The sequence below is a fragment of the Pseudomonas sp. PA1(2017) genome, from assembly GCF_001945375.1.
GTDB lineage: Bacteria > Pseudomonadota > Gammaproteobacteria > Pseudomonadales > Pseudomonadaceae > Aquipseudomonas.
Map to the genome: position 1 here is coordinate 49110 of NZ_MSXU01000001.1, position 26181 is coordinate 75290.

At 66.9% G+C, this 26181-nt stretch carries 20 protein-coding genes; 12 read left to right on the forward strand and 8 right to left on the reverse strand.

Features of this window, described 5'->3' with window-relative positions; translation table 11 throughout:
• Nucleotides 1-4 precede the first annotated feature (4 nt).
• The 8 genes from tssG to tssA form a co-directional block, all read right to left on the reverse strand.
• Complete coding sequence (gene tssG, locus BVH01_RS00225; RefSeq protein ID WP_075928419.1) at nucleotides 5-1036, reverse strand: type VI secretion system baseplate subunit TssG; 1032 nt, start codon at nucleotides 1034-1036, stop codon at nucleotides 5-7.
• Nucleotides 1000-2859, reverse strand: coding sequence for a type VI secretion system baseplate subunit TssF (gene tssF, locus BVH01_RS00230; RefSeq protein WP_075928420.1), 1860 nt, complete (start codon nucleotides 2857-2859; stop codon nucleotides 1000-1002). Before tssF ends, tssG begins: the two co-directional genes overlap by 37 nt.
• A complete protein-coding gene (tssE, locus tag BVH01_RS00235) occupies nucleotides 2856-3371 on the reverse strand; it encodes a type VI secretion system baseplate subunit TssE (protein ID WP_075928421.1) in 516 nt (171 codons plus the stop codon). The genes tssF and tssE overlap by 4 nt, the downstream gene beginning before the upstream one ends.
• Nucleotides 3359-4159, reverse strand: coding sequence for a type VI secretion system accessory protein TagJ (locus tag BVH01_RS00240; RefSeq protein ID WP_075928422.1), 801 nt, complete (start codon nucleotides 4157-4159; stop codon nucleotides 3359-3361). Before BVH01_RS00240 ends, tssE begins: the two co-directional genes overlap by 13 nt.
• Before the next feature lie 167 nt (nucleotides 4160-4326).
• A complete protein-coding gene (locus BVH01_RS00245; RefSeq protein ID WP_075928423.1) occupies nucleotides 4327-4815 on the reverse strand; it encodes a type VI secretion system tube protein Hcp in 489 nt (162 codons plus the stop codon).
• A 73-nt stretch (nucleotides 4816-4888) separates the two neighbouring features.
• Nucleotides 4889-6382 (reverse strand): type VI secretion system contractile sheath large subunit, encoded by a 1494-nt coding sequence (gene tssC, locus BVH01_RS00250; RefSeq protein WP_027904019.1) that lies wholly within the window; start codon nucleotides 6380-6382, stop codon nucleotides 4889-4891.
• 12 nt (nucleotides 6383-6394) lie between these two features.
• Complete coding sequence (gene tssB, locus BVH01_RS00255) at nucleotides 6395-6913, reverse strand: type VI secretion system contractile sheath small subunit (RefSeq protein ID WP_013789379.1); 519 nt, start codon at nucleotides 6911-6913, stop codon at nucleotides 6395-6397.
• Between the two features lie 247 nt (nucleotides 6914-7160).
• Nucleotides 7161-8195 (reverse strand): type VI secretion system protein TssA, encoded by a 1035-nt coding sequence (tssA, locus tag BVH01_RS00260; RefSeq protein ID WP_083659402.1) that lies wholly within the window; start codon nucleotides 8193-8195, stop codon nucleotides 7161-7163.
• Between the two features lie 359 nt (nucleotides 8196-8554).
• On the opposite strand from tssA, the gene tagH reads away from it, so the two are divergent.
• The 12 genes from tagH to tagQ all read left to right on the forward strand — a co-directional run bounded on the left by tagH (nucleotide 8555) and on the right by tagQ (nucleotide 25970).
• Entirely contained in the window at nucleotides 8555-10105 is a 1551-nt protein-coding gene (gene tagH / locus BVH01_RS00265; RefSeq protein ID WP_075928424.1) for a type VI secretion system-associated FHA domain protein TagH, read from the forward strand.
• A 55-nt stretch (nucleotides 10106-10160) separates the two neighbouring features.
• Entirely contained in the window at nucleotides 10161-10628 is a 468-nt protein-coding gene (gene tssJ / locus BVH01_RS00270) for a type VI secretion system lipoprotein TssJ (RefSeq protein ID WP_075928425.1), read from the forward strand.
• Between the two features lie 14 nt (nucleotides 10629-10642).
• Nucleotides 10643-11977, forward strand: a complete 1335-nt coding sequence (gene tssK / locus BVH01_RS00275) for a type VI secretion system baseplate subunit TssK (protein ID WP_075928426.1) — start codon at nucleotides 10643-10645, stop codon at nucleotides 11975-11977.
• Nucleotides 11978-11983: 6 nt separating this feature from the next.
• On the forward strand, nucleotides 11984-13330 hold the full coding sequence (locus BVH01_RS00280; RefSeq protein ID WP_075928427.1) for a DotU family type VI secretion system protein: 1347 nt from the start codon (nucleotides 11984-11986) through the stop codon (nucleotides 13328-13330).
• Complete coding sequence (tssM, locus tag BVH01_RS00285) at nucleotides 13327-16845, forward strand: type VI secretion system membrane subunit TssM (RefSeq protein WP_075928428.1); 3519 nt, start codon at nucleotides 13327-13329, stop codon at nucleotides 16843-16845. The genes BVH01_RS00280 and tssM overlap by 4 nt, the downstream gene beginning before the upstream one ends.
• Entirely contained in the window at nucleotides 16842-17501 is a 660-nt protein-coding gene (tagF, locus tag BVH01_RS00290) for a type VI secretion system-associated protein TagF (protein ID WP_075928429.1), read from the forward strand. The genes tssM and tagF overlap by 4 nt, the downstream gene beginning before the upstream one ends.
• Complete coding sequence (locus tag BVH01_RS00295; RefSeq protein ID WP_075928430.1) at nucleotides 17498-18226, forward strand: PP2C family serine/threonine-protein phosphatase; 729 nt, start codon at nucleotides 17498-17500, stop codon at nucleotides 18224-18226. Before tagF ends, BVH01_RS00295 begins: the two co-directional genes overlap by 4 nt.
• Nucleotides 18227-18309: 83 nt before the next feature.
• Entirely contained in the window at nucleotides 18310-21336 is a 3027-nt protein-coding gene (locus tag BVH01_RS00300) for a serine/threonine-protein kinase (protein ID WP_075928431.1), read from the forward strand.
• The gene (locus tag BVH01_RS00305) at nucleotides 21336-22052 is read left to right on the forward strand and encodes an ABC transporter ATP-binding protein (RefSeq protein WP_075928432.1); all 717 of its coding nucleotides are present in this window, start codon (nucleotides 21336-21338) and stop codon (nucleotides 22050-22052) included. The genes BVH01_RS00300 and BVH01_RS00305 overlap by 1 nt, the downstream gene beginning before the upstream one ends.
• The gene (locus BVH01_RS00310) at nucleotides 22052-23248 is read left to right on the forward strand and encodes an FtsX-like permease family protein (RefSeq protein ID WP_075928433.1); all 1197 of its coding nucleotides are present in this window, start codon (nucleotides 22052-22054) and stop codon (nucleotides 23246-23248) included. Before BVH01_RS00305 ends, BVH01_RS00310 begins: the two co-directional genes overlap by 1 nt.
• On the forward strand, nucleotides 23241-24941 hold the full coding sequence (locus tag BVH01_RS00315; RefSeq protein ID WP_075928434.1) for an SUMF1/EgtB/PvdO family nonheme iron enzyme: 1701 nt from the start codon (nucleotides 23241-23243) through the stop codon (nucleotides 24939-24941). The genes BVH01_RS00310 and BVH01_RS00315 overlap by 8 nt, the downstream gene beginning before the upstream one ends.
• Nucleotides 24942-25091: 150 nt before the next feature.
• Complete coding sequence (tagQ, locus tag BVH01_RS00320; protein WP_075928435.1) at nucleotides 25092-25970, forward strand: type VI secretion system-associated lipoprotein TagQ; 879 nt, start codon at nucleotides 25092-25094, stop codon at nucleotides 25968-25970.
• Nucleotides 25971-26181 lie beyond the last annotated feature (211 nt).

Consider the following 26181-nt stretch of genomic DNA (forward strand, 5'->3'; position numbering starts at 1 on the left):
TCCTCTAATTCGGGGTAGTGAGCGGCTGGGTGGCGACGTGATGCCTATCCAGCAGCAGATCCTTTGCATCCTCGCGCGGCTTGCCGAGCCAGGTATCGAAGCCGAGTCGGCAGCCGCCATCCAGTGACGCGGGCGGTACCTCCTCCTGTTTGAGCACCAGGTTGGTGTCCCAGTCCAGTTCCATGCCGACGTACTCGGCCACCCACGCCGCCAGCTCGGCGAGCAGCGGCTGGTCGGGCAGGAAACGGCGGTATTGCGCCAGGCTCAATGGGCCGATGCGCAGGCGGAATTTGTGTTGCCGGTCCCATACGTGGGTGCCCAGGCACAGGTCCATGCCCAGGGTGCAGGTGCTGGCACCCAGGCGGCTGTATTCCGGCAGCGGCAGCCACTGGCCGATGTATTCCTCGAGCGCCACCGGCACGCCGAAGTACTCGGCAACAATGGCCTGCAGCCCGTCGGGATAGCGGGTCTGGCTGGCCAGATGGCCGGTGAAGTAATAGCGCGCCGCGTCCGGGATCGGGCCCTGGCCGAGCAGGCTTTCCATGCCGCGGCCGGATAGCGCACCGAGGCGCGGCGACCAGTAGTCGTCAGCGGCGCGATCCTGGGCCACCGTTGGCCGGGCTTCGGCCCAGGCGCGGTAGAACAGGGTCAGCAGGCGGTGGTTGAAGACGTCGAGAAAGCGCTTGAAAGTGGCATCGCCATGGTGGCGCTGGCGCTCGCGGGCGTGCTCGGTGAGGTGGATCGGCAGCGGTCCGTTGGGCCCGGTCAGGCCGAAGAAGAACTGCTCGATACGCGGCGTGCCGGTGCTGTCGTGGATGACGCTGGCCAGGGTAGAAGGCGCGAAGCCGCAGTCCGGCTTCTGGCCGAGGCGCAGCGGGTCGTCGACCAGGCGCACGGAATGGCCAAGGCGCGGGCGCTCCGGGTACTCGCACTCGATGCGCCGCATGGCCTGGAAAAAATCGTAGTTCCAGGGCGTTTCGGCCATCGCCGCCAGGCTGTTCACAGCGTCGGCCGACATCCGGGCTTGGCCCTCCATCGCATCACTTCGCCACGTTCGGTGGTACGCAGCACCGTCTCGGTGAAGCTGTTGATCGACACGTAACGGGTCAGGAAGCGCTCCAGCACCGATCCGAGCAGGAACACGCCGGTACCGCGAAAGGCGTTCTCGTCGAATTCCAGGCCGATCTCCAGGCCGCGCCCGAAGACGATCGGCCCCGGCATCGGCAGGCGCCGCGTGCACGGCTGGGCGGTAACCTTGCGCAGGCCGTCGATCTGCAGTTGCAGCGCGTTGTCACCGACATCGCCGTACAGGCGCAGCAGTTCGCGCAGCGCCGCAGCGCCCTGGCCTTGCTCGCTGAGCGACAAATAGTTGAGCGACAGCTGGCTGATCAGGCGCCAGGCGCTGGCGTCGTGGGCGCGGCTGGCCCGTGGGCGGCTGGGCCCGGCCAGGCAGCGCACGGCGACCACCGGGGCGCTGTCTTCGAGGGTGAAATCGCTGCGCGTGCCGCCGATCGGCATCGACAGCGGCAGGTCGCGGTTGGTGCACAGCGTGCCGATGCCCAGCTGGCGCAGGTCATGGCGGTAGGGTGCCTGGTTGGCGTCGACCAGCGAGATGAAGGTCTCGCTGCCCACGTAGGTCGAGCGCGGGCCGTTGCGCCGTTGCTTGCTCGACAGCACGCGAGGCTCGCGGCGCAGGCTGTACCAGGCTTGTTCGCGACCATAACGCGACGGGTCGCGCACCGCGTAGAACGGTTGGAACGGCTGCTCGGGGCCGCTGCCATGGCCGCTGACCTCGGTGACCGAATGGATCTCGAAATCCTGCGGGCGGGTGCGGTCGGCGATGATCTGGTGCTCGTGCACGCGATCGCTCAGGTGAATACGGTCGGCACGGCGGGCGAACAGGTTGATCGCCGGGGTGCAGAACAGCCGGAACTGCTCGGCACCGATGCTGTTTTCCAGGCTGTTGTCGAGGCGGTTGAACAGCACCACGAGTTCCAGTTCCTGACTGGTGCTGCGCTGTACGGCGCGCTTGAGGCCCGTGAGCTCGACGAACAGGAAACGGTTGGGCAGGGCGAAGTATTCCTGCAGCAGGCGATAGCCCTGGAAGGCGCGGGGTACCACCGGCAGTGCGGCGTCCTGATCATCGAAGCCGCGCGGGCGCAGGCTGTCCGGCGTCAGGCGCTCGACCCAGGAACCGTCCACGGCCCGCACGAATAGGGCGCAGACGTTGCCCATCAATTGTTCGTAGAGGCGGAACGGTTGCTCATCGGCGCCGTGCAGATAGAACGTCAGCTCGTCGAGGTCCAGCGCATTGAACGGTAGCCCGGCGCCGGTACGCAGGCGCACTCGCACGGCGGCCTTGGCGCCCGGTTCGCTGGCCGCCAGGCGGCCGAGCTGGGTGCTCGGATTACCGAAATAGCTGGCCTGGGTGACCTCCAGTGGCCACAGGGTGACTGGCTGGCAGGTGCGATATTCGCAGGCGGTCTGCGCCTCGCTGCCCAGGGCGCCGCGCAGTGAAGCGCCGCGGTCGAGGGTGAAGCCGCTGCTCAGCGAGCCTTCATTGGGATCGGCGTACAACTGCACCACGGTCATCGACGGCGTCGGTGCCAGGTAGTGCGGATAGGCGATTTCCAGCAGGTTGTGGGTGAAGGTCGGGTATTCGGCGTCGAGTTTGAGCTGCACCCGCGCGGTCAGGTAGGCGAAACCTTCGAGCAGGCGCTCCACGTAGGGGTCGGCGCATTCGACGCCGGACAGGCTCAGGCGGCTGGCGATCTTCGGGAATTCACGGGCGAACTCCTCTGCGCTTTCGCGGATGTGCTGCAGCTCCTGGTTGTAGTAACCGAGCAGGCGCGGGTTCATCGGCGTCTCCGTGAGGCGTCGGCGGGCAGCACCTGGACGTGCCCGGTTTCCAGATCCAGTTCGGTGGTCAGCAGCAGGCGCAGCGGCATCGGGTGGGCCCAGAGATCACCCTCGATCTCGAAGCTCAGGGAGTTGTGGTTCATTTCCTCGGCCTCCTGGCGGGCGCGCACGCGCAGCGACGAACGCACGATGCGCGGCTCGAAGTCGGCGATGGCCTTGGTCAGCAGGCGCTCGACCGCGGGTATGTCGATGCTCGAGGCGCTATGCCCGGCCAGCGGCGGCAGGCCGAAGTTGACCACCGAACTGCCGGCCCGGGTCAGGGCCTCGTCGTCGCTGGTCAGCGGGGCGATGGTATTGAACAGCCAGGCCAGGTCGCGCAGCACCGAGGTGCGCAGCTGGTTGAGGGTCAGCACGCGCTTGTCGACGCTCTCCGCCGGGTTGCTCGGGTCGTCGTCGAGCAGGCGGTCGAGCAGGGCGGGCTGCAGGCGCTCCTGACGTTTCAGGTCGGCCATGCCGCAGCATTCCCGTGCTCGAAGCTCAGCGTGCGCAAATCGAACAGCGCCTGGTCGCCGCCATCGAAGGCCAGCAGGCGCTGGCCGAGCGGCACGCCGTCGTCCTGCCATTCGGTCTTGCGTGCCAGGCGCAGCGCGCCGTCGCTGCTGGTGTGGGTGCCGGGATAGCGGCTGGGGATCAGCGCCACGGTGCTGCCGCCATTGGTGAGGGTCAACTGGGCGGGCAGCCAGACCAGATCTCGCAAATCGCTTGGTGCTTCGACGCTGAGGTTGGCGATGTTTTCCATGGGCAGCCAGACATAGCGACCGTTGACGATCAGTTCCAGCACCGGGCCCAGGCGTGGGTCGGCGTCGGCCAGCCAGGTGAACGGGGTGTCATCGAGCGTGCCCGGCACCGCGGCAGCGGCTTCGAAGGCCTGGTCACGCAGGCTCTGGGCTGCTGCGGCGTTACCCTGGGCGTCCTGTTCGAGGGCGAGGATCAGCGGCGCGACCCATTCGGCGGGTTGGCCGAGCACCACGGGCGTGGTCTTGCCGGCGAACACCTGCTCGCGCAGGGCCTCGCAGTTCAGTGCCGTACTGTAGGTCTGCACCATCGGCAGGCAGGCAGCATCCAGCTCGCCAGCGACCTTCAGCTGATTCTGCGCACGGCTCCATTGGCCCATCACCGCCAGCAGCTGGAACAGGAACACGCGCAGTTCAGCCTTGGCGGGTTGCGCCCGAACCTGGTCCTGCAGCGCCTTCAGCGCTTCGTCGAGCTGTGCGTTGCGCAGGTATTGTTCGGCAGTCATCGTCGGTCCCTGTACTGGAGCGGTCACCGCATTCGTGCGGTGATCCTTCGACGCGCTGCGCCTGCGTTGGCAGTGAGCGGCGCGTCATCAAAAAATTCGTTCTGGTCAGAACCAGCGATGCCCGGCGCAGTGCCGGGCATCGCTGTGCACCCGAGATACGGGCGGTGTTACACCTTGACGTTCTGGCGGATGTTCCAGCCGTACTTGACTGGGCCGCCATCTTTGGCGCCGTCGGCTTTCTGCGGTTGGTAGTCGACCAGCACCTGAGCGAAGTTCAGAGTGACGTTCTCGGTCAGGCGATCTTCGCCACCGCTGCCGCCAGTGCTGATGGACGACACCAGCACTTCCTTCAGGGTGATGATCAGGTACTCGACCTGAGAGTCACCGCCGGCCTTGCGGACGGTCAGCTTGGCTTCCGGATAGTGCTTGCCGCTGGAGCAGGCCATCATCAGGTTGGGGCTGGATTTGTCGACGTACTTGGTCAGCGACAGATCCTGGATATTGACCTTGCCGGCACCGCCGCCACCGCCAACGTGCATGGAACCGGACTGGCTCATGCCCCAGCTCCAGGCCAGTACGTCGACTTCGTCGGCGTGGGCCTTGTCCTTGGACTCGCCCTTGACGTCGCCAATCTTGATGAACATATCAACAGCCATCATTCCTCCTTTCGTGGCTTTTGCCACTCTGTTTCAGCTACGCCCGCCGGTGCGGGCGCCACAGTGACGAGCCTCAGGCCCCCTTGGCCGAAGGCAGTTTGGATACCAGGCGCAGCGACACGGTCAGCCCTTCGAGCTGGTAGTGCGGGCGCAGATAGAACTTGGAGCTGTAGTAACCCGGGTTGCCCTCGATCTCCTCGACCACCACCTCGGCTTCGGCCAGCGGGTGCTGGGCCTTGGTGGTTTCGGTGGAGTGTGCCGGGTCGCCGTCGACGTAGTTGAGGATCCAGTCCTGCAACCAGCGCTGCATTTCGTCGCGCTCTTTGAACGAGCCGATCTTGTCGCGCACGATGCACTTCAGGTAGTGGGCGAAGCGGCAGGTGGCGAACAGGTACGGCAGGCGCGCGGCCAGGTTGGCGTTGGCGGTGGCGTCCGGATCGTCGTACTCGGCCGGCTTGTGCAGCGACTGGGCGCCGATGAAGGCGGCCAGGTCGGTATTCTTCTTGTGCAGCAGCGGCATGAAACCGTTCTTCGCCAGCTCGGCCTCGCGGCGGTCGGAGATAGCGATCTCTGTCGGACACTTCATGTCCACGCCACCGTCGTCGGTGGGGAAGGTGTGCGCCGGCAGGTTTGGCACTTCACCGCCCGACTCCACGCCGCGGATGCGCGAGCACCAGCCGTAGAGCTTGAAGGAACGGTTGATGTTGACCGCCATGGCGTACGCCGAGTTGGCCCAGGTGTACTTGCTGCTGTCGGCGCCGTCGGTTTCTTCCTCGAAGGCGAACTCTTCGACCGGGTCGGTCTTCGCGCCGTAGGGCTGGCGCGCCAGGAAGCGCGGCATGGTCAGGCCGATGTAGCGCGAGTCCTCGGAGTCACGCAGCGAGCGCCAACCGGCGTATTCGGGCGTGGTGAAGATCTTGGTCAGGTCGCGCGGGTTGGACAGCTCCTGCCACGAGCCCATGCCCATGACCGTCGGCGAGGCCGCGGAAATGAACGGCGAGTGCATGGCTGCGGAGATCTTGGCGATTTCGCCGAGCAGTTCGACGTCGGGCGGCGACTGGTCGAAGTAGTAGTCGCCCACCAGGCAGCCGTAGGGCTCGCCACCGAACTGACCGTACTCCTCTTCGTAGAGCTTCTTGAAGATCGGGCTCTGGTCCCAGGCGGTGCCCTTGAATTTCTTCAGAGTCTTGTGCAATTCGGGCTTGGAGATGTTGAGCACGCGGATCTTCAGCTGCTCGTCGGTCTCGGTGTTGTTGACCAGATAGTGCAGACCACGCCAGGCGCTTTCCAGCTGCTGGAAGTCGGGGTGGTGCATGATCAGGTTGACCTGGGCGGTGAGCTTGGCGTCGATCGCGGCGATGATCGATTCCACCGACTTGATGGCGTCATCGGAGATCAGGTCGGTCTTGCTCAGGGCATGTTCGGCCAGGGTGCGCACGGCGGTTTCCACCGCTTCACGGGCACGCTCGGTCTTGGGTTTGAATTCCTGCAACAGCAGCGAGGCGAATTCGCTGGTCTGTTCGGAGGTGGCGAGCGACTGCTCGGACGCCTGGGTCTGTTGGCTCATCGTGGCGTCCTCTTAGGCTTGCGGCTCGTTGTCTTGGGGCTTGGGCGCACTGGCCAGGGCCTGCAGCAGGGCCGGGTCCTTGATCGCCTTGATGATCAGCTCTTCGGCGCCGGTCTTGCCGTCCATGTAGGTCAGCAGGTTGGCGAGCTGAGTGCGCGCTTCGAGCAACTGGTTGAGCGAGTCGACCTTACGGGCGATGGCCGCCGGGCTGAAGTCGTCCATGCTCTCGAAAGTGATGTCCAGGCTCAGGTTGCCTTCGCCGGTCAGCGCGTTGGGCACGTGGAAGGCCGCGCGCGGCTTCATGGCCTTGAGGCGCGAGTCGAAGTTGTCGGCGTCGATTTCCAGGAACTTGCGGTCGGCGACTGCGGCCAATGGCTCTTCCGGCTTGCCGGCGAGGTCGGCCATCACGCCCATGACGAAGGGCAACTGCACCTTTTTCTCGGCGCCGTACAGCTCAACGTCGTACTCGATCTGCACCCGCGGGGCGCGGTTGCGCGCGATGAATTTCTGGCTGCTGGTGGTGTTACTCATGTTGCTCCTCCTGTGCATGGGCACTGGCTTCTGCGGCCAATGGCCGGTAGCTGTGTGCGTGGCGCTTCCCTGAAGATCCGCCGCACGTTATCAGGCTGTTGAAAAACTACCTACGTTGCCGCCGCGTCGTTGAAAACAGCCTCGGATGCGAGTCCGATCAAAATGCTCATGTACAACTCGTACACTCCGCTTTTTCGACTGTTTTCGCCTTGCGTGGGCTGCCTCGCCTACGTTTTTCAACGGCCTGTTAGTCGTATTCGGGGCCGCGCAGGTTTTCGAACTGCGACATACCGTCGGGAATCAGATTGCGCACGATTTCCGCGAAATCCGCGGTGACCAGCTTCTGCGCGCGCGTCAGTAAGACCGGGACCGGGCTGGAAGGTTCGTGCTGGGCGTAATATTCGAGCAGGCGGTCGAGGGTGCGCAGTACGTCGTCGCGGCTGGCGATCCGACCGGGTGCGGCAGGCGCCTGCCGCGCTGCTGGTGGCGCGTTGCTCGCGTCATCACCGGCGTCGCTGTAGGCGGGCGTTTCCTCGCTGTAGGACGCATCGTCGCCAGCGGGCGCCTGGTCGTTGAAGATCTGCCGGGCGTGGCGCAGCACCTGCTTGAGCGTTTCGAGGTTGGCGCTTTGCGCCGAGCCGACGCGCTCGCTGAGCAGGCCTTCGATATCGGCCAGGGCCGCGGCGGCCTCGTCGAGCGCTACGCGGGTGCTGTCGAGCAGCTCGGCGTCGGTGTCCAGAAAGGCGCCGCGCAGTTGTTCGGGCGACAGGGTTTCGCTGGCGAAACGCTGCAGGTCGGCGGCGTTCAGGGCCGCGCGGATGCTCACCGCACCGAACGCCCGCGAGCGGGTGATGCTGGCCTCGCGCAGCAGCACGATCACCGGCTCGGCGCTCAGGGCGTTGAGTGCGTTGATGCGGATGGTCGGGTCGTTGTCATCGTCGGCGTCGAGCTGCGGGTAGACGCCTTCCCAGTACTGGGTCAGCAGCTCGCGTACCAGGGTCAGGCCCTGGGCCAGGCCATTCAGGCCGTCGAGGGCGATGGCGCTCTGCAGGTACAGGCTGGCCAGGCGCAGGTCCTTGCTGCGGGCGAACAGGTCACCGGCGCGCTCGCGTACCTGGCGCCAGTCCGGCGGCTCGGCAGCGATGACCGACTGACCCATCTGGCGCTCCGGCTGGCCTTGGGCCAGGCGCTCGAGCTCGAGAAAGTCGGCGTCGTACTCGAGGTCTTCCCCGTGCGGGGTCTCGTCGGATACCGGGTTGATCAGGTACGACACATCCACCACGTCAAGTGCTCTCCATGTCAGGCCCAGTGGTCGAATGAGCGCTCGCCGCCTAACAGCCTGGCGACCCGTGCTCATGACGAAAAGCGGCTAAATGCCACTATTCAGGCGGGGTTCGGTGCAGATCGGCGCCATTCTCCGAGCGCTCTTTGAGCATTGTCAAGCGAGGGCAAGGCGGTAGAAACTGTTGCGATGCACAGTATTTCGGTCTTCTGTGCGGTGACTCACAACCGCTTCGAATTTATTCCCGTCCGACCATTGAACCGTCGTCGTTAAGGGAAAAAAATAGAGCGCTTCGACTATTGACGATTGCCCTCGTCGATGGCGCTTTCGTTTTTCCGGCCGCACTGCAAGGAGTCGCAATGCCGTTGCGCTTGTTCATCACCACGTACCACAAGCTGACCCCCGGGCAACGGGCGGAGGTCGAGCTCGATCGCGGTGAATTGAAGATCGGGCGCAGCGCCGGCAACGACTGGGTGCTGCCCGACCCCGAACGCCTGGTTTCCAGTCAGCACTGCGTCATCCAGTACCGTGACGGTACCTACTACATCACCGATACCAGCACCAACGGCGTGATCCTGCAAAACGCCGGCACGCGTCTGCGCCGCGGCAGCAGCGAGCCGCTGCAGGACGGCGAGGTGCTGAAGATCGGCGAATACGAAATTCGCGTGCAGATCAGCGGGATCAGTGTCGCACCTGCCGCGCCACCGGCATCGGGCATGGCCGACGACCCGTTCAACAGTTTCGAGGCACTGCTCAGTCGCAGTGCCCAGCCGCTGGAAATGCCGCCGGTCAATCCTGCGCCGGCTGCCCCGGCGCCGCGTCGCGATTCGCCTTTCGACACCAAACCGGATCTGTTCGATTTTCTCAGCCCGCCGCCGGCCGTGGCGCCGTCGGTGTCCGATCATGTGCCGGCCCAGCAGCATGACTTCCGTCCGCCGCGCCCGACGCAGCCGGCGCCTGCCGTGGTGCCGGAAGCAGCGCCGGCCTCGGTGATCCCGGCAGACTGGGATCCGTTCGCCGACTTGCAGGCTGCCGCGCAGCCGCAGCCGCAGCCGATTGCCGATCCCTTCGCCGCACCGCCAACGGTGGATGCACTGCAGATTCCTGATCCGTTCGCCGAGCCGCCGAAAGCGCAGGCGCCGCAGGTTCCGGACCCTTTCGCCGAGCTGGCGCCGCTGCCCGCGGTGGAAATCCCGGCGTTCACCGTGGAAGAGTCGCCGGTGCAGCCGGTGCCACCGCCGCCCGTGGTCGAACCGGTGGCGACGCCCCAGCCGGCACCAGCACCAGCACCAGCTCCGGTGACGCAGAGCACGGCTGGCGATGACGAGTTGCTGGAAGCCTTTTTGCGCGGCGCCGGCCTGCAGCACCTGCGCCTGGACCGTGCGGCGGCCGCGGCGCAGATGGAGGCCATCGGCCGCAGCTACCGGTTGATGGTCGAGGGACTGATCGACGTGTTGCGCGCCCGTGCCAGCCTCAAGGGCGAGTTCCGCATGGCGCAAACCATGATCCAGCCGGTGCAGAACAACCCGCTGAAATTCGCGCCCAACGTCGACGAAGCGCTGCTCATGTTGCTGCGTCACGACAACCAGGCGTTCATGGCGCCGGACCAGGCGGTGGGCGAGAGTTTCGACGACCTGCGCGCCCACCAGCTGGCGCTGATGGCGGGCGTGCAGGCCGCCATCAAATATTTGCTCGCGCGCTTTGAACCGCGTGAGCTGGAAGGGCGTCTGAACAAGCCGAGCGGGCTCTCGGCACTGCTGCCCAATGGCCGTCGGGCGCACTACTGGGAACTGTTCACCGAGCTCTACGCGACCATCTCCCAGGAGGCCGAGGACGGTTTCCAGGAGTTGTTCGGCCGTGAATTCAGCCGCGCCTACGAAGAACACATTGCGAGATTGAGAGGCCGTTGAGGCCCTGTGGCCCGCCGCGTCGTGGCGGGCCTGCGGTAACCATCGAGGAAGCGTTATGCCAAGGATTTTGCCACTGCTGGTTTTCGTGTTGCTCGGCGCCTGCGCGTCGGGGCCGAAGGAGCCGGTGCCCACCACCGTCGAGTTGCAGCTACAGGCCAGCCGCGATCTCAACCCGGCGCTCGACAGCGCGGCTTCGCCGGTCTGGGTGCAGATCTACCAGCTGCGCAATGCCTCGACCTTTTCCCGTGCCGACTTCTTCTCGCTGGTCGATCGCGCCGACGCCACCCTGGCGAGCGAGCTGATCGAAACCGAGCGTTTCGTTGTGCGCCCCGGCGAAACCCAGCGCAAGTCATTGACCCTCGACGACGCCACCCGCCACCTCGGCGTGGTGGTGGCCTACCGCGCCCTCGACCGTTCGATCTGGCGCCAGGTCATCGAAATTCCTGCCCATCAGGCCAGCGCGCTGCGCCTGCAGCTGGACGCCTATGCCATCAGCGCCGCGCCGCTGACCCCTCTTGAGTGACTGGAGACCCGTTCATGTCCTGGAACAATCGTGTGGTTTGGTCGGAGGGAATGTTCCTGCGACCGCAGCACTTCCAGCAGCAGGATCGCTACATCGAAACCCTGGTCGAAAGCCGCAATCATGCCGTGCAGCCCGGCGCCTGGGGCTTCTCCCAACTGCTGATCGACAGCGCCCTGCTGGCCCAGGGCAAGCTGGCCATCCTCTCTGCGCGTGGCCTGCTGCCGGACGGCACGCCGTTCAACATTCCCGAGAACGACGCCGCGCCGGCGCCGCTGAACATCGATGAAAACCTGCGTGACGGCATCGTCTACCTGGCCCTGCCGCTGCGCCGTGCCGGCCTGCGCGACACCGTTGAGACTGGCGAGCCGCTAGGCTCGGCGCGCTACCTGAGCAGCGTGCACGAAGTGCGTGACGACAATTCCTCGCTGGAAAGCCGCGCGCCGGTGGCCATCGGTTCCCTGGCGCTGCGCCTGATCACCGAGCGTGACGGCCTCGACGAGCATGCCGCGGTGGGCGTGGTACGGGTGGTGGAGAAGCGCGAGGATCGCAGCCTGCTGCTCGACGACAGCTACATCCCACCGCTGCTCGACGTCAGCGCCTCACGGCCGCTGTCCGGCTTTCGCAACGAACTGCTCGGCCTGCTGCACCAGCGCGGTGAAGCCCTGGCCGGGCGGGTGGTCGCCTCCGGCGCCGGCGGCGCCTCGGAAATCGCCGATTTCCTGCTGCTGCAACTGGTCAATCGCGCCCAGCCGCTGGTCGCCCACCTGGCGCGCATCGCCCCGTTGCACCCGGAAGTGCTGTACCGCGAACTGGTAGCGCTGGCCGGTGAGTTCTCGACCTTCACCGCCGCCGAACGCCGGCCGGGCGAGTACCCGGTGTACGAACACGACGACCTGACCAGCACCTTCGCACCGGTGATGCTGGCGCTGCGTCAGGCGCTGTCGATGGTCATCGACAGCCGTGCGATCCCGATTCCGATCATCGAGAAATCCTACGGCGTGCACGTGGCGATGCTCGCCGACAAGTCGTTGCTCGACTCGGCCAGTTTCATCCTCGTGGTACGCGCCGACGTGCCGGGCGAGAGCCTGCGCGGGCATTTCCCCCAGCAGGCCAAGATCGGCTCGGTGGAGCACATCCGCGACCTGGTCAACCTGCAGCTGCCGGGTATCGGCCTGCTGCCGCTGCCGGTGGCGCCGCGCCAACTGCCGTACCACGCCGGTTCCAACTACTTCGAACTGGACCGGGGCAGCGATCACTGGAAACAGCTGATCCACTCCGGCGGTTTCGCTTTTCATATCGCAGGCCAGTTCCCGGGCCTGAACCTGGCCTTCTGGGCCATCCGAGGCTGACGCGCGATGACCATCGACGATCCATTTGGCGCCTTGCCCGGCCAGCCCGGCAAGGGCAGCGACCCGGCTAACGACCGTACCATGATCATGCCGCGCCCCGGTGGCCGCGCTGCCGAGCCGGCGCGCCCCGCGCCTGCCGGCTCGCCGCCGCCACAGGTGCCCAGCGCGCCGCCGCTGGCCGCCCGTGGCCTGGGCCTGAACCCTATCGAGGCCGCCGCAGGCCCCATGTTGGCGCTGCTGACGCGGCTGCGCAGCACCATTTCCCATCCCGCGCCGGCCAGCCTGCGCGCCCAGCTACTCGGCTACCTGCGCCAGTTCGAGGACAAGGCCCGCGCCGCCGGCGTGGCCCAGGACGAAGTGATGCTGGCGCGTTACGTGCTGTGTACCGCGCTGGACGAAGCGGTGATGAGCACGCCCTGGGGCAGCGGCAGCGAATGGAGCAAGCAGAGCCTGCTGATCACCCTGCACAACGAGGCGTGGGGCGGCGAGAAAGTGTTCCAGCTGCTCGACCACTGCCTGCAGAACCCCCGCCAGCGCCTCAACCTGCTGGAGCTCCTGTACCTGTGCATCAGCCTCGGCATGGAAGGCCGCTATCGGGTCATGCAGGACGGCCGCAGCCAGCTCGACGCCTTGCGCGAGCGGGTGGCCGCGACCATTCGCAGTACCCGTGGTGAGATCGAGCGCGAGCTGTCGCCGCACTGGCGCGGCCTGGTGGTCGCCCGTGATCGTCTGCGCCAGTTCCTGCCGCCCTGGGTGGCGGTGGCCATCGGCCTGGCGATCCTGCTGGTGCTGCTGTTCGGCCTGCGCATGAAGCTGGCCGCCGAGGCCGAGCCGGTGTTCCGCAACCTGCATGCCCTGGGCGACGTACCGGTGCAGACCATCGACCGCCCGGCCCAGCAGCCGCGCATCGTCGAGCGGCCACGCCTGGCCGGCTTCCTGGCCGAGGAGATTCGTGCCCAGAAGGTGGCGGTGGAAGATGCCGTCGACCGCTCGGTGGTGACCATCCGCGGCGACCAGCTGTTCGCCTCCGGCAGTGCGACGATCGCCGATGACTTCCAGCCGCTGCTGCTGCGCATTGCCGAGGCGATCCGCAAGGTCAACGGCCAGGTGCTGGTCACCGGCCACAGCGACAACCGGCCCATTGCCACGCTGCGTTACCCGTCCAACTGGAAGCTCTCCCAGGACCGCGCCCAGCAGGTGATGGACGTGCTGGCAGCCAAGACCGGCCAGCCCGCACGCTTCCGTGCCGAGGGGCGCAGCGATACCGAGGCGGTGGCATCCAACGACACGGCAGAAGGCCGTGCGCGTAACCGCCGCGTGGAAATCACAGTTTTTGCGGAGGGCGTCGAGTGAAGGCGTTTTTCGGTTTCATGGCCCGTTGGGTCATGCCGGTGCTGGGTCTGATCGCGCTGGCACTGGTGATCTGGTTCATCGGCCCGCTGATCGCCATTGGCGGTTTCGAGCCACTGGCGAGCAGCACCGCGCGCTGGACGCTGATCATCCTGCTGTTCGCCGCCTGGGCGGCCTGGCGGGTGATGCGCATCATCCAGGCACGGCGCAATGCCGCTCGTGTCATGCAGGGGCTCGTCGAAGTGGCGCCTGACCCCACCAGCGTGGCCACCGCCGAGGAGCTGGCCACCCTGCGCGAGCGCATGGACGAGGCCCTGGGCCTGCTCAAACGCGCCAAGCTGGGCGGCGGCGAGCGGCGCAATCTCTACGAACTGCCGTGGTACGTGATCATCGGCCCGCCCGGTTCCGGCAAGACCACCGCCCTGGCCAATTCCGGGCTGCGTTTCCCGCTTGCCGAGCAGATGGGCGCCGGTGCCGTGCGCGGCGTGGGCGGAACCCGCAATTGCGATTGGTGGTTCGCCGACGAGGCCGTGCTGCTCGATACTGCCGGGCGCTATACCACCCAGGACAGCCACGCCGCGGTCGACAAAGCCGCCTGGCTGGGCTTTCTCGACCTGCTGAAGAAGCAGCGTTCGCGCCGCCCTATCGATGGCGCTTTCGTGGCCATCAGCCTGTCCGACCTGCTGCTCGGCAGCGAAAGCGAGCGCGCGGCCCACGCGGTGGCCATCCGTTCCCGGGTTCAGGAACTGTATACCCAGCTCGGCGTACGTTTCCCGGTCTATGTGATGCTCACCAAGCTGGACCTGGTGCCTGGCTTCATGGAGTTCTTCGAGGGCCTGAGCAAGGAAGAGCGCGCCCAGGTCTGGGGCATGACCTTCACCCTGGACGACGGCAAGAGTGCCGAAGGCCCGCTGCAGGTATTCCGCAGCGAGTTCGATGCGCTGGAGACGCGCCTCAACGAGCGGCTGGTCGAGCGCCTGCAGCAGGAGCGCGACCCGGCGCGGCGCGACCTGATCTACGGTTTCCCGCAGCAGTTCGCGGCGCTGCGCGAAGCGCTGGCCGGCTTCCTCGATGGCGTGTTCAAACCCAACCCATACGAGGAGCGGGTGCTGCTGCGCGGTGTGTACCTGACCAGCGGCACCCAGGAAGGCAGCCCCATCGACCGGCTGATCGGCGCCATGGCCCAGAGCATGAGCCTGGATCGTCAGCACCTGGCGCGCCAGACTGGCACCGGGCGCAGCTATTTCATCGAACGCCTGCTGCGTGACGTGGTGTTCGGCGAGCGTGGCCTGGTCGGCGCCAACCCCAAGGTCGAGCGGCAGAAGCGCTGGCTGGCCCGCGGGGTGATCGCCGCGACCGTGGTGCTGGTGCTCGGCACCGCCGCCGTCTGGTTCGCCAGCTTCCGCGCCAACCAGGCCTACATCGCCGCCGTGGATGCCCGCGTGCAGCCGCTGCGGGGCGAGCTGCAGGCGCTCAGCCCGGCGCAGCGCGAGGTGCTGGCGGTGCAGCCGCTGCTCAATGCCATCCGCAACGTCAGTGGCGATGCGCCGAGTTGGGCCGAGGGCTTCGGCCTGTACCAGGGCGACATGCTCGACAGCGAGGCCTCCAGCGTCTACCGCAAGCTGCTCATCGCGGTCATGGCGCCGCGGGTGCTGGCGCGCCTGGAAGAGCAACTGCGCGGCGGCGGCAATTCGGACTTCCTCTACGAAGGGCTCAAGGCCTACCTGATGCTCGGTGAAGCCGAACGCTACGACGCCGACTTCATCAAGGCCTGGATCGCCTTGGACTGGGACCGCAGCCTGCCGCGCGACCTGCTGCCCGAGCAGCGTGAAGCGCTCAACGCGCACCTGGCGGCGCTGTATGACCGCCAGCCGCCGGTGGTGCGCCTCGACGAGCACCTGATCGAGGACGTGCGCCGCCAACTGCAGCGCCTGTCCGTCGCCCAGCGCGCCTACGACCGGGTCAAACGCCAGAAGCTGCCCGACGGCATCCCCGACTTTCGCATCAGCGAAGCGGCCGGGCGTGACGCCGCGCTGGTCTTCACCCGCAAGAGCGGCAAGCCGCTGAACGAGCCGCTCAGCGGCTTCTACACCCAGCGCGGTTACCGCGAAGCCTTCCTGGTCGGCAGCGTCAGCCAGGCCGGTACGCTGGCCGAGGAGCAGTGGGTGCTCGGCCGCAGCCTGGACGATGGCCAGAACGCCGCCGCCCTTGCCCTGGAAGTGCGCCGCCTCTATGTGCAGGACTACATGCGCCAGTGGGATGCGCTGCTCGCCGACCTCGACTTCGTGCCGGTGACCAGCGTCGCTCAGGCCGCCGACGTGCTGCGCGTGCTGTCCGGCCCGACTTCGCCGCTCAAGAAGCTGCTGCAGGCAGTGGCCAAGGAAACCGACCTGCAGAAGGAAGAGCGCCTGGTCGCCGAGAAACTCAAGGAGCGCGGCGGCGATACCGTCGACCGCCTCAAGCAGCAGCTTGGCTCGCTGGTCGGGCAGTCGGAAGAGGGCGCGGCCCAGGTGCTGGCCACCGAGATGGACCCGATCACCGCGCACTTCGCCGAGCTCAACGGCCTGGTCGAGGATGCCGACGGCCAGCCGCCGGCCATCGATGCGCTGCTGCAGGACCTCAACGCGCTGTACGTGCAGGTCAGCGCCATGAGTGGTGCCAGTGGCGATGCGCTGCTGGGCGAGTCGCGCAACCAGACCACCGCGGCCGCCGACCAGGTACGCCTGAGCGCCGAGCGTCAGCCGCCGGTGGTGCAGGGCTTCCTGAAGTCGGTCGTGGGCTCCACCACCGGCACCATGATGGGTGGTATCCGCAACCAGCTGAATGCTGCCTGGATGAGCGAAGTGGTCAGCGTCTACCGCCAGTCTCTGGCTGGGCGTTATCCGCTGGATCGCAGCAGCAGCCGTGACGCGACCCTGGACGACTTCGGTCACTTCTTCGGCCAGGGCGGGGTGCTCGACAGCTATTTCCGTCGCTACCTGCAACCCTATGTCGATACCTCCGCCAGCACCTGGCGCTGGCAGCCCGGCGCCGCGCAGAAGCTCGGCATCGGCAGTGGTGTACTGCAGACCTTTCAGCGCGCAGCGAGCATCCGCGAAGCGTTCTTCCGCTCCGGGGGTACCCAGCCGATGGTACGTTTCGAACTGCGCCCGGTGGCCATGGATTCCGCCATCGAGCAGTTCCAACTCGACCTCGACGGCCAGCAGTTCAGCTACGACCATGGCCCGGCACGCCCGGTGGCCATGCAGTGGCCGAGCGCCAACGGCACTGGCGTGGTGCGCCTGAACATCTCGCCGGCCTCGGTCACCGGTCGCTCGGGCATTACCCTGGAAGGGCCGTGGGCGTGGTTCCGCCTGCTCGACCAGTCGGACCTGGCCCAGGGTAATTCGCCGGATCGCTTCACCCTGCGCATGCGGGTGGACAACGCCAGCATTTCCAGCGAGCTGCGCGCCAGCAGCGCGTTCAATCCATTCCGCCGCCAGGTGGTCAGCGGTTTCAGCCTGCCGGAGCGTTTGTGAGTACACCAGGTTTCTACGGCAAGTTGGCCGTACGGGGAGATTTCATTCATCGCGGCCTGAGCCCGGCGTTCATCGAGGCCTGGGATGCCTGGCTGGCAGCGGGGCTGGCAGCCAGCCGGGAGACCCTCGGCGAAGCCTGGCTGGACGCCTACCTGGTCAGTCCGTTGTGGCGCTTCGCCGTGGCGCCCGGCTTGCTCGGCCCGGACGCGGTATGCGGGGTGATGATGCCCAGCGTCGATCGGGTCGGTCGCTATTTTCCGCTGACCATTGCCCTGCCGCTGCCGGCCGATGCCGATATCGGCCAACTGGTCAGCAGCCGTGACGACTGGTTCGAGCGCGCCGAAGGCCTCTTGCTGTCGACCCTCGACGAGGGCGCCGATGCCGAGGCGTTCGAGCGCAGCGTCGAAGCCCTCGGCAGCCCGCTGCCGGCAACCAGCAGCGAACAGCGCCGGGATGCCAGCGGCGCGACGATCTGGCCGGTGGATACCCCCCAGGAGCGCGGCCTGGCCCTGATGCAGCAGGCCTGGAACGGCGCCAGCCTGTGGTGGGGCCATGGCTCCGAGCGCGTGGCTCCGGGGCTGGTGCGCTTCACCGGGTTGCCGCCGGCCCAGGCGTTCTGCCGCCTGCTCAGCGAGTCTGCGGGAGGTCAGCCATGAGTCCGTCGAACGTGACGCGCTACCACTCGGCCAGCCATAGCCATGTCGGCATGGTGCGCAAGATCAACGAGGACGCCTGCCTGGATGCCCCAGACAACGGCCTGTGGGCCGTCGCCGACGGCATGGGCGGGCATGCCAGCGGCGACTTCGTCAGCAGCCTGATCATCGATAGCCTGCGCGCCCTGCCGCCCAGCGCGGTACTCGACACCTACCGCGGGGCGATCATCGACACTCTCGATCACGTCAACGGGCAGGTGCGTGTCGAGGCCGCGAAACGGGGTGGCGCGACCATGGGCAGCACCGTGGTGGTGCTCGCCGCCCGGGGTGCCGAAGCGCTCTGCCTGTGGGCCGGCGACAGCCGCCTGTACCGGCTGCGCAATGGCGACCTGCAGCCGATCAGCCGCGACCACAGCTACGTGCAGGAACTGGTCGACAGCGGCCTGCTCGACGACGAAGCCGCGCGCAGCCACCCCATGGGCAACATCGTCACCCGCGCCCTCGGCGTGCAGGACGAGCTGGAGCTGGAAACCGCGACGCTGGAGGTGCGCCCCGGCGACACCTTCCTGCTGTGCAGCGACGGCCTGAACAAGACGGTCGAGGATCATGAACTGCGTGAGGTGCTCGGCCACGAAGACCCCTACCAGGTGGTGCGCAGCCTGGTGCACCTTGGCTTGACCCGGGGCGCGCCGGATAATATTACCGCCGTGGTGATCAAGGCCGCGTAGGCCGTCACGGCGCCTGCTCCACTCACCATCCAGACATCCGCCGCACCCGGGGCTCCCGGGGTGGCCTCGGAAGACCAGACAGCATGGACATGCAAATACCGGGTTACGACATCGAACGCGAGCTGGGCGATGGCGCGATGGCCGTGGTCTACCTGGCGACCCAGCGCTCCCTCGACCGCAAGGTAGCGCTCAAGGTGATGGCCGCCTCGCTGGCCGCCGACCCGACCTTCTGCGAACGCTTCCTGCGCGAGGGCAGGACCCTGGCGCGGCTGTCGCACCCCAATACCGTGACCATCCACGACATCGGCAATGTCGGCAGCCTCTACTACATGGCCATGGAATACCTGCCCAACGGCACGCTCAAGGAGCGTATCGCCGCGGGGCTGAGCATCGACCAGGGGCTGGTGTGGATCCGCCAGATCGCCTCGGCCCTGGGCTATGCCCACGCCCAGGGCATGGTGCACCGCGACGTCAAACCGGCCAACATCCTGTTCCGCGCCGACGGCACCGCGGTGCTCAGCGACTTCGGCATCGCCAAGGCGCTGGACGATCGCACCCAGTTCACCCAGGCCGGCTTCGCCGTCGGCACACCGAGCTACATGAGCCCGGAGCAGGCCCGTGGCCTGGATATCGACGGCCGCGCCGATCTCTACGCCCTGGGCGTGGTGCTCTATGAAATTCTCACCGGCAAGCTGCCCTATACCGGCAGCGATTCGCTGTCCACGGCGCTGGCGCACCTGACCGAGCCGCTGCCGGCGCTGCCCATGGTGCATGGCCGCTACCAGCCGATTCTCGAGCGTCTGCTGGCCAAGGATCCCAGCGCGCGTTTCGCCGACGCCGCCGAGCTGATCGCCGCGCTGGATCGCCTCGAGTCGCCCGCCGACGATGCCACGCTGTTCCAGCCGCTGGTGCTGCCAGGGGCCGAAAAAACCAGCGACATCAGCCCACCGCCGTTGGCGCCGGTGACGGTGGACATCCCCACCCACGCACCTGCCGCCGAGCCCACCGCAGCGCCGCGCCCGCAGCCGTCGCCGCTGGCCTCTTCGGTGCGCCAGGGCAATGCCGGCGCCAGCAGGAAGCCGCTGATCCTCGGCGCTTCCCTGGCAGGTGTGCTGTTGCTGGCCGGTTGCGGCTACTGGCTGTTCGGCTCGGATGCAGCGGGGCCCGCGGCGCCGCCGGTGGCCGGCCAGCCGGCCCAGAGCCAGTCACAGCCCCAGGCCCAGCCGGGCGGCGAGGCCGGGCCGATCTCGGCGCTGGCCGACAGCGACGGCGGTGATCGCCCGCTGCTGATGCCCGGCAAGAAGACCCTGTTCCAGCGCGTGCTGACCAAGCCGGGCGCCAAGCTCGCCGATGCGGCTGGCGGCAGCGGTGGCAAGGACATGCCGGCGTTCTCGGTGTTCTACGTCTACGCCCGCCAGGACATCGACGGCCAGCCCTGGCTGCAGATCGGCGCGTCCACCGATGGCCGCCGTGAAGGTTGGCTGCCGGCCAATGCGGTCAGCGACTGGAAGCAGAGCCTGGTGCTCAAGTTCACCGAACGCTCCGGCCGTTCGCCGGTGATGTTCGTGCGCGATGCCTCGGCCCTGGAGCAACTGCTGGCCGAGCCGGCGCGGGCTCGAGAAGCGCTGCGCGAGGCGCTCAAGGGCACCGGCCACAACGTGGTGGCGGTCGAGCCGGGCGGCAGCGCCGTGCCGCAGGATCAGTTCTACCTGTTGCCGATCTTCGACTCCGAGGAAACCTTCGACGCCAATGGCCAGCCGCTGCAACTGCTCAACGTCGCTTCCATCGACCCGGGCAGTGCTCCGCCAGTTGGGGCCGACAGCACGCCAGCGGCGATGCCGGAAGGCTTCAGGACGGCCATCGTGCTGGTGGTCGACACCTCGGTGTCGATGCAGCCCTACATCGACCGCGTGCGCGACGTGGTGCACGAACTGCAGGGGCAGATCGCCAAGCGCGGCGACCTGGACAGCGTCAGCTTCGGCATGGTCGGCTTCCGCAGCAACACCAGCAAGACGCCGGGCCTGGAGTACACCGCCAAGACCCTGGTCAGCCTGGAGCAGGGCCGCGACCCCGAGCGCTTCCTGCAACTGGCGCAGCAGATCAAGGCCACCGACGTGTCCAGCCACGACTTCAACGAAGACGCCTTCGCCGGCGTCATGCAGGCGGTCGACGGCATGGACTGGAATGGCTACGGCGGCCGTCTGATTCTGCTGGTCAGCGATGCCGGCGCGCTGCGCAAGAGCGACCCGCTGGGCCTGACCCAGATGAACGAGGCCGAAGTGCGCGAAGCCGCCCTGCGCAAGCAGATCAAGATCTACGCCCTACACCTGAAAACTCCGGCCGGTAAGCGCAACCATGGCTTCGCCGAGCAGCAGTACCGCAGCCTGACCGCCGACCCCAACCCGCGCATCGGCGACCTGTACGTGCCGGTGGCTGGCGGTGACGTCAACGCCTTCGGGCAGAGCGTCGCGCAGATCGGCACGAGCTTCGCCGACCTGGTGCATCAGGTGCGAACCGACAGCAGCCTGCCCGAGCCCAAGGGCGGCGCGAGCATCGCCGACAAATCGGCGGCGGTCGGTTACGCCATGCATATGGATTTCCTCGGCCACCAGAGCCAGGCCCGCGCGCCGCAGGTGGTCACTGCCTGGACCAGCGACCGCGACATTACCGATCCGGCCCTGCCGGCCTTCCAGGTTTGCGTGCTGCTCACCAAGCTGCAGCTCAACGATCTGCAGCAGTCGCTACGCATGGTGGTCGACGCGGCGCGGCGCACGCAGAGTTCGCCCAAGGACTTCTTCCAGGAAATCGCCAGCGCCAGCGCGCACATGAGCCGCGACCCCTCGGCGCTGGTCAAGGGCGGCAACCTGGCGCAGAGCGGCGTGCTCGGCGAATACCTGGACGGCCTGCCATACCGCAGCAAGGTGCTGAACATGAGCCAGGACCTGTGGCTGTCGCTCAGCGTCGCCGAGCAGGAAGATTTCATCGACGAGCTGGACTCCAAGATCCGCCTCTACGAAACCTTCCACAACGACACGGCCAACTGGGTTCGCTTCGGCGATGCCGCACCTGGCGACGCGCTGTACCGCGTGCCCTTGTCGACGCTGCCCTGATGCTCAGCCTCGAGGCGATCAGCAAGACCCGCGGTGCCGACGGGCAGCGCTATCGCCTGGAAATCCCGGCGCTGCAGTTGCGCGCCGGACGACGCATCGCCTTGATCGGCACCAGTGGCAGTGGCAAGAGCACGTTACTCGACCTGCTGGCCCTGGTGCTTTCGCCTGACCCGGGCGGCGCCCAGTGCTGGAACGATGGCGCGCAGTCGCTCGATCTCGCCGAACTGTGGCGCCAGGGCCAGCATGACCAGTTGGCCGCACTGCGCGCCCGGGCCTTTGGCTATGTGCTGCAGACCGGCGGGTTGCTGGGCTTTCTCAGCGTGCGCGGCAATATCCAGCTGCCCCGCGAGCTGCTCGGCCTGCCGCTGGGCGACGCCGTCGAGCAACTGGCCGAGCAATTGGGCATCGCCGATTTGCTCGAACGCCAGCCGGGGCGCCTGTCGGTCGGCCAACGCCAGCGCGTGAGCATCGCCCGTGCATTGGCCCACCAGCCGGCCATCGTGCTCGCCGACGAGCCGACCGCATCGCTCGATCCATTGAACGCCGAGCGGGTCATGCAACTGCTGGTCGAGCAGGCCGCTGCCCGGGACCTGTGCCTGGTGATTTCCACCCATGACCAGGCACTGGCCGCGCGTTACGGCCTGACGCCGATGCAACTGCAGGTCGAGCCCCAGGGCGACGGGCTGGTGGTCGCGCGCCTGGCGGAGTGCGGCTGATGCGTCTGGCGCTTTTCACCCGCCTGGCCTGGCAGGATTATCGCTGCGACGCGCGGCTGTCCTGGTGCGCGATCCTCGCCCTGGCGGCGGTCATCGCGCCGCTGCTGGTGCTGTTCGGGCTCAAGTTCGGTCTGGTCACCACTCTGACCGAGCGCCTGGAACGCGACCCGACGGTGCGCGAAATCATCCCCCTTGGCGGAGCCCGCTATAGCCTGCAGAGCATCGAGGCACTGGCCTCGCGCGAGGATGTCGGTTTCGTGATCCCGCGTACCCGGCAGATCGCCGCGACCGCTGACCTGAAGGGCCCGGCGCAGATGCTCAGCGTGGAAATGCTGCCAACCGCCGAGGGCGACCCCTTGCTCGATGGCCTGCCGGACCCTGCCGATGGGCACGCCGTGCTGCTCAGCCAGAGTGCTGCGGAGAAGCTCGGGGTCACGGCCGGTGATGTGCTGCAGGCCGGCTTCGGGCGGCGTGTGAGCGGCCAGTCGCAATATGCCCAGGTCAGCTTACGGGTGCAGGCCGTGCTGCCGGTGACGGCCTTTTCCCGGGATGCTCTCTTTGCGTCGCTGAGTTTGTTGGAGGCCGCCGAGGACTACCGCGACGGTTTTGCAGTGCCGGCCTTTGGCTGGTCGGGCGCACAGCCGGACGCGCAGCGTGAGCGGATCTACCCGAGCTTGCGCCTGTACGCGCGGGATCTGGATGGCGTGGAAAGCCTGCGCCAGTACTTCCAGCAGTCGCACCAGGCGGTGGCCACCCAGGCCGAGGCGGTCGCCCAGGTGCGGGCGCTGAGCCGCAACCTGGCGTGGGTGTTCTGGTCGGTGGCCTGCCTGTCCCTGGCGGGCGCCTTCGCCGCGTTGGCCGCCGGCACCCTGGGTGCGGTGGCGCGCAAACGGCACGAACTCGCGGTGCTGCGCCTGCTGGGGTTCCCGGCCGCGGCGCTGGTCGCGTTCGTGGTGCTGCAGGCGCTGTATACCGGGCTCGCCAGCCTGGCGCTCTCGGGGCTGCTGTACGGGCTGGCCGCCAGCGGCCTGAACCTGTTGTTCCAGTCGGCGCCGGGCGAATATGCTTGCCGACTGCTGCTCTCCCACTATCTGCTGGCAGCGTCGGCCACCTTGCTGTGCTGCGTGCTCGCGGCTGCCGCCGGTGGCTGGCGGGCGGCTCACCTGGAAGCCTCGGAAGGATTGCGTCATGTATAAGGTGCTCAGCGCCACCCTGGTTCTCTCATGCCTGGCCGGTGCTGCCTGGGCCGAGCCCGATGCCGATCCGCTCTACAACCCCAAGCCGCTCAAGGGCGACGTCAGCCTGCCGCTGCCCTGTGATGGGGAGATGGTGTTCCGCCACGTCTACGTGCTGGCCAAGGGCTCGCTGGACGACCACGAGGTCACCCTCGGTTACCCCTTCAGCGAGGGCGAGCCGGGTTATCAACAGTCCTTCATTTCCGGTTACCGTCGGGACTACATCAACGGCCAGTTCACCCTGGGCGACCTGTCCAGGGATTGGCAGGCCAAGGTGCGCGGCGAACTGCCCAAGGCCGACGGGGTGACGCCGCTCAAACCGATGCTTTACTTCATCGGCAAGTATGAGGTGACCCAGCGCCAGTACGATCTGGTGATGGCTCAGGCGCCGTCCCTGGCCGGCGAGGGTGAACCGCCGGCCTGTGAGGCGGCAGCCGGCATGGCGGCGCGGCTGCCCAAGGTCAACCTGTCGCGCTTCGATGCCGAGCGTTTCGCTGCGGTGTACAGCGCCTGGCTGCTGAAAAACCACCGCGATCTGCTGCCGGTCAGCGGACGCAGTGCCAACCGTGAGGACGGCGGCCAGGCCTTCGTGCGCCTGCCCACCGAAGTGGAATGGGAGTATGCGGCGCGTGGCGGCCATGCGGTGAGCCGCCAGCAACTCGAAGCGCGGCTGTTCCCGCGCCCCGTGGAAGGCAGCGAGAGCGACGGCCCGCTGGGCGACTGGGCGGTGTTCAACCAGGTAGCCGGTGGCACCGGTCAGAACGCGCGCCTGCTGCCCATCGGCCTGAAGAAGCCCAACCCGGTCGGCCTGTTCGATGTGATCGGCAACGCCGCGGAGATGGTTCAGGAGTCCTTCCAGCTGGTGCATGCCGGGCGCCGTCAGGGCACCTATGGCGGCTTCGTGGTCAAGGGCGGCAATTACCTGGAAGGCGAGATGACCCTGTTCACCGGCATGCGCCGCGAGTACCCGCTGTTCGGCGCCGATGGCACCGAGCAGCGCAACGAAACCACCGGTTTCCGGGTGGCCATCGGTGCGCTTTCCGCCCCTCGTTCTCGATACAAGGAACTGTTTGCGCAATGGAAGGACGAAGGACGGGTCAGCACGCTTACCGACGAGATCGATGAAGACCAGGACGCCACCAAACTGCTCGATGGGCTGATCGCCAACAGCGACGATCCGCAACTGCGCGATCGCCTGGCGATCGTCAACGAGGAGCTCAAGCGCAGCGTCTCGTTGATCGCCAAGCAGCGTGAGGATGCGGCCGGCAACCTGATCCAGTCGGCGGCCCTGGTGGCCGAAACGATCAACAACTACAACATTCGCCTGACCAATCTTCGCAAGAGCCGTGACGAGGCTCGCAGCGCCAAGGACGAAGCCTCGGCGAAACTGTTCGAAGCGGCCATGGCCAATGGGCAGAGCGCCCTGGACGGCGCGCTGGCGATCTACATCGACAACCTGGCCAACGGTACGCGCTACAGCAATGCCGTGATCCAGGCGCAGTTCCAGCGCACCAAGGAAGAGCTGGCGCGCAAACCGGTTCTGGGCAAGAGCTTGGTAACCCGAGCTACGCTGTTCGTGCGGCACGTGGGTGAATACCGCAAGAACCGCAAGGCCGATGCGGATGTGATTCTCAAGCAATTGCTGGCACCCTGATCGGGTCGCCCAGCCGTTACGGATTCAGGCACTGGCGAGCGGCCGGTGCCGATGTGGCAACTCCACGGCTGTCGCCGTGAAAACGCAGGCGGTGTCACCCGGCCCCGCCTGAATGGAATAAACGCTCACTCAAGTACGAGATCGACGACGATGCATACTTTCAACAAGGCCCCCGCTTTTTCCTCGATACGCACTGCGCTGATTTCTGCCGTTACCTGCACCAGCGTGCTGCTGGTCGGTTGCGCCGGTTCGCCAAGTTCCCAGGTCGCCTCGACCACCAAGGCCGAATACTTCCCGCAGTGCTACGAGCCGGTCACCCAGCTGCGCAGCTCCGACGAAGCGATGAGCCGCAGCGTCGCCATCGGCGCCGTTACCGGCGGCCTGATGGGCGCCCTCGGTGGTGCCCTGGTCGATGACGAGAAGCGTGGCCGCAATGCCGCCATCGGTGCTGCCGGTGGCGCCCTGGCCGGTGGCGCCCTGGCGTACTACAACCAGCGCCAGCAGCAGATCAGCGACGACAATGCGCGCCTGGCCTCCTACGCCACCGACATCAACACCAACAACCAGAACATCGACCGCAACATCCGTTACGCCACGGCCGCTCAGAGCTGCTACCAGCAGGCGTTCACCCAGCTGCGCGCCGACCGCAAGGCCAACAAGATCAGCGACGCCGATGGCCGCAAGCGCCTGGCCGAGATCGTCAGCGGCCTGAACGAGACCAATGCCCTGCTCGCCAAGGTCGACGGTCGCACTGGCGAGAACGTCAACACCTATACCCAGGCCTACGAGAAAGACCTGCAGACCGTGGGCGTCGAGCGCAAGGAAGTGACCAAGGTGGCCACCGCCAAGCAGCCGAAGCCGACCGCCAAGGTCACCAAGGAAGTGATCACCACCGAGCAATCGCTGCAGAAGGCCCAGGCCAAGCAGAAGGAAAGCCAGCAGGTGGCAAGCCGTGGCCGCACGCTGATCAGCGACGTGTGCAACAACCCGGACATGGGCGACTGGGCACCGGCCAGCTGCAAGGCCTGATCCTCGCTCCAGCAAAAAAGACCGCGCCTGGCGCGGTTTTTTTATGCCTGCCATTCCTGGCATCTACCGGGCGAGCCAGGCGGTAATCTGCACGGGTGATTGATGCCGGTCATTATCGGGCCCGCCGCGCTGAGCAATCATGGCGGGTGCCGAGTGGGTAACCAGGCTGTTAGGGTGCAGGGCAGGGGGGGCGTGCCGAGTGGCGCGTCAT

Coding starts and splice junctions, on each gene's coding strand:
- tagH (WP_075928424.1), top strand. CDS start 8,555: ATGCCGTTGCGCTTGTTCATCACCACGTACCACAAGCTGACCCCCGGG.
- tssC (WP_027904019.1), bottom strand. CDS start 6,382: ATGAGCCAACAGACCCAGGCGTCCGAGCAGTCGCTCGCCACCTCCGAA.
- BVH01_RS00315 (WP_075928434.1), top strand. CDS start 23,241: ATGTATAAGGTGCTCAGCGCCACCCTGGTTCTCTCATGCCTGGCCGGT.
- tssG (WP_075928419.1), bottom strand. CDS start 1,036: ATGGAGGGCCAAGCCCGGATGTCGGCCGACGCTGTGAACAGCCTGGCG.
- BVH01_RS00240 (WP_075928422.1), bottom strand. CDS start 4,159: ATGACTGCCGAACAATACCTGCGCAACGCACAGCTCGACGAAGCGCTG.
- BVH01_RS00245 (WP_075928423.1), bottom strand. CDS start 4,815: ATGGCTGTTGATATGTTCATCAAGATTGGCGACGTCAAGGGCGAGTCC.
- BVH01_RS00300 (WP_075928431.1), top strand. CDS start 18,310: ATGGACATGCAAATACCGGGTTACGACATCGAACGCGAGCTGGGCGAT.
- tssB (WP_013789379.1), bottom strand. CDS start 6,913: ATGAGTAACACCACCAGCAGCCAGAAATTCATCGCGCGCAACCGCGCC.
- tssJ (WP_075928425.1), top strand. CDS start 10,161: ATGCCAAGGATTTTGCCACTGCTGGTTTTCGTGTTGCTCGGCGCCTGC.
- tssF (WP_075928420.1), bottom strand. CDS start 2,859: ATGAACCCGCGCCTGCTCGGTTACTACAACCAGGAGCTGCAGCACATC.
- BVH01_RS00280 (WP_075928427.1), top strand. CDS start 11,984: ATGACCATCGACGATCCATTTGGCGCCTTGCCCGGCCAGCCCGGCAAG.
- tssK (WP_075928426.1), top strand. CDS start 10,643: ATGTCCTGGAACAATCGTGTGGTTTGGTCGGAGGGAATGTTCCTGCGA.
- BVH01_RS00295 (WP_075928430.1), top strand. CDS start 17,498: ATGAGTCCGTCGAACGTGACGCGCTACCACTCGGCCAGCCATAGCCAT.
- BVH01_RS00305 (WP_075928432.1), top strand. CDS start 21,336: ATGCTCAGCCTCGAGGCGATCAGCAAGACCCGCGGTGCCGACGGGCAG.
- BVH01_RS00310 (WP_075928433.1), top strand. CDS start 22,052: ATGCGTCTGGCGCTTTTCACCCGCCTGGCCTGGCAGGATTATCGCTGC.
- tssE (WP_075928421.1), bottom strand. CDS start 3,371: ATGGCCGACCTGAAACGTCAGGAGCGCCTGCAGCCCGCCCTGCTCGAC.
- tagQ (WP_075928435.1), top strand. CDS start 25,092: ATGCATACTTTCAACAAGGCCCCCGCTTTTTCCTCGATACGCACTGCG.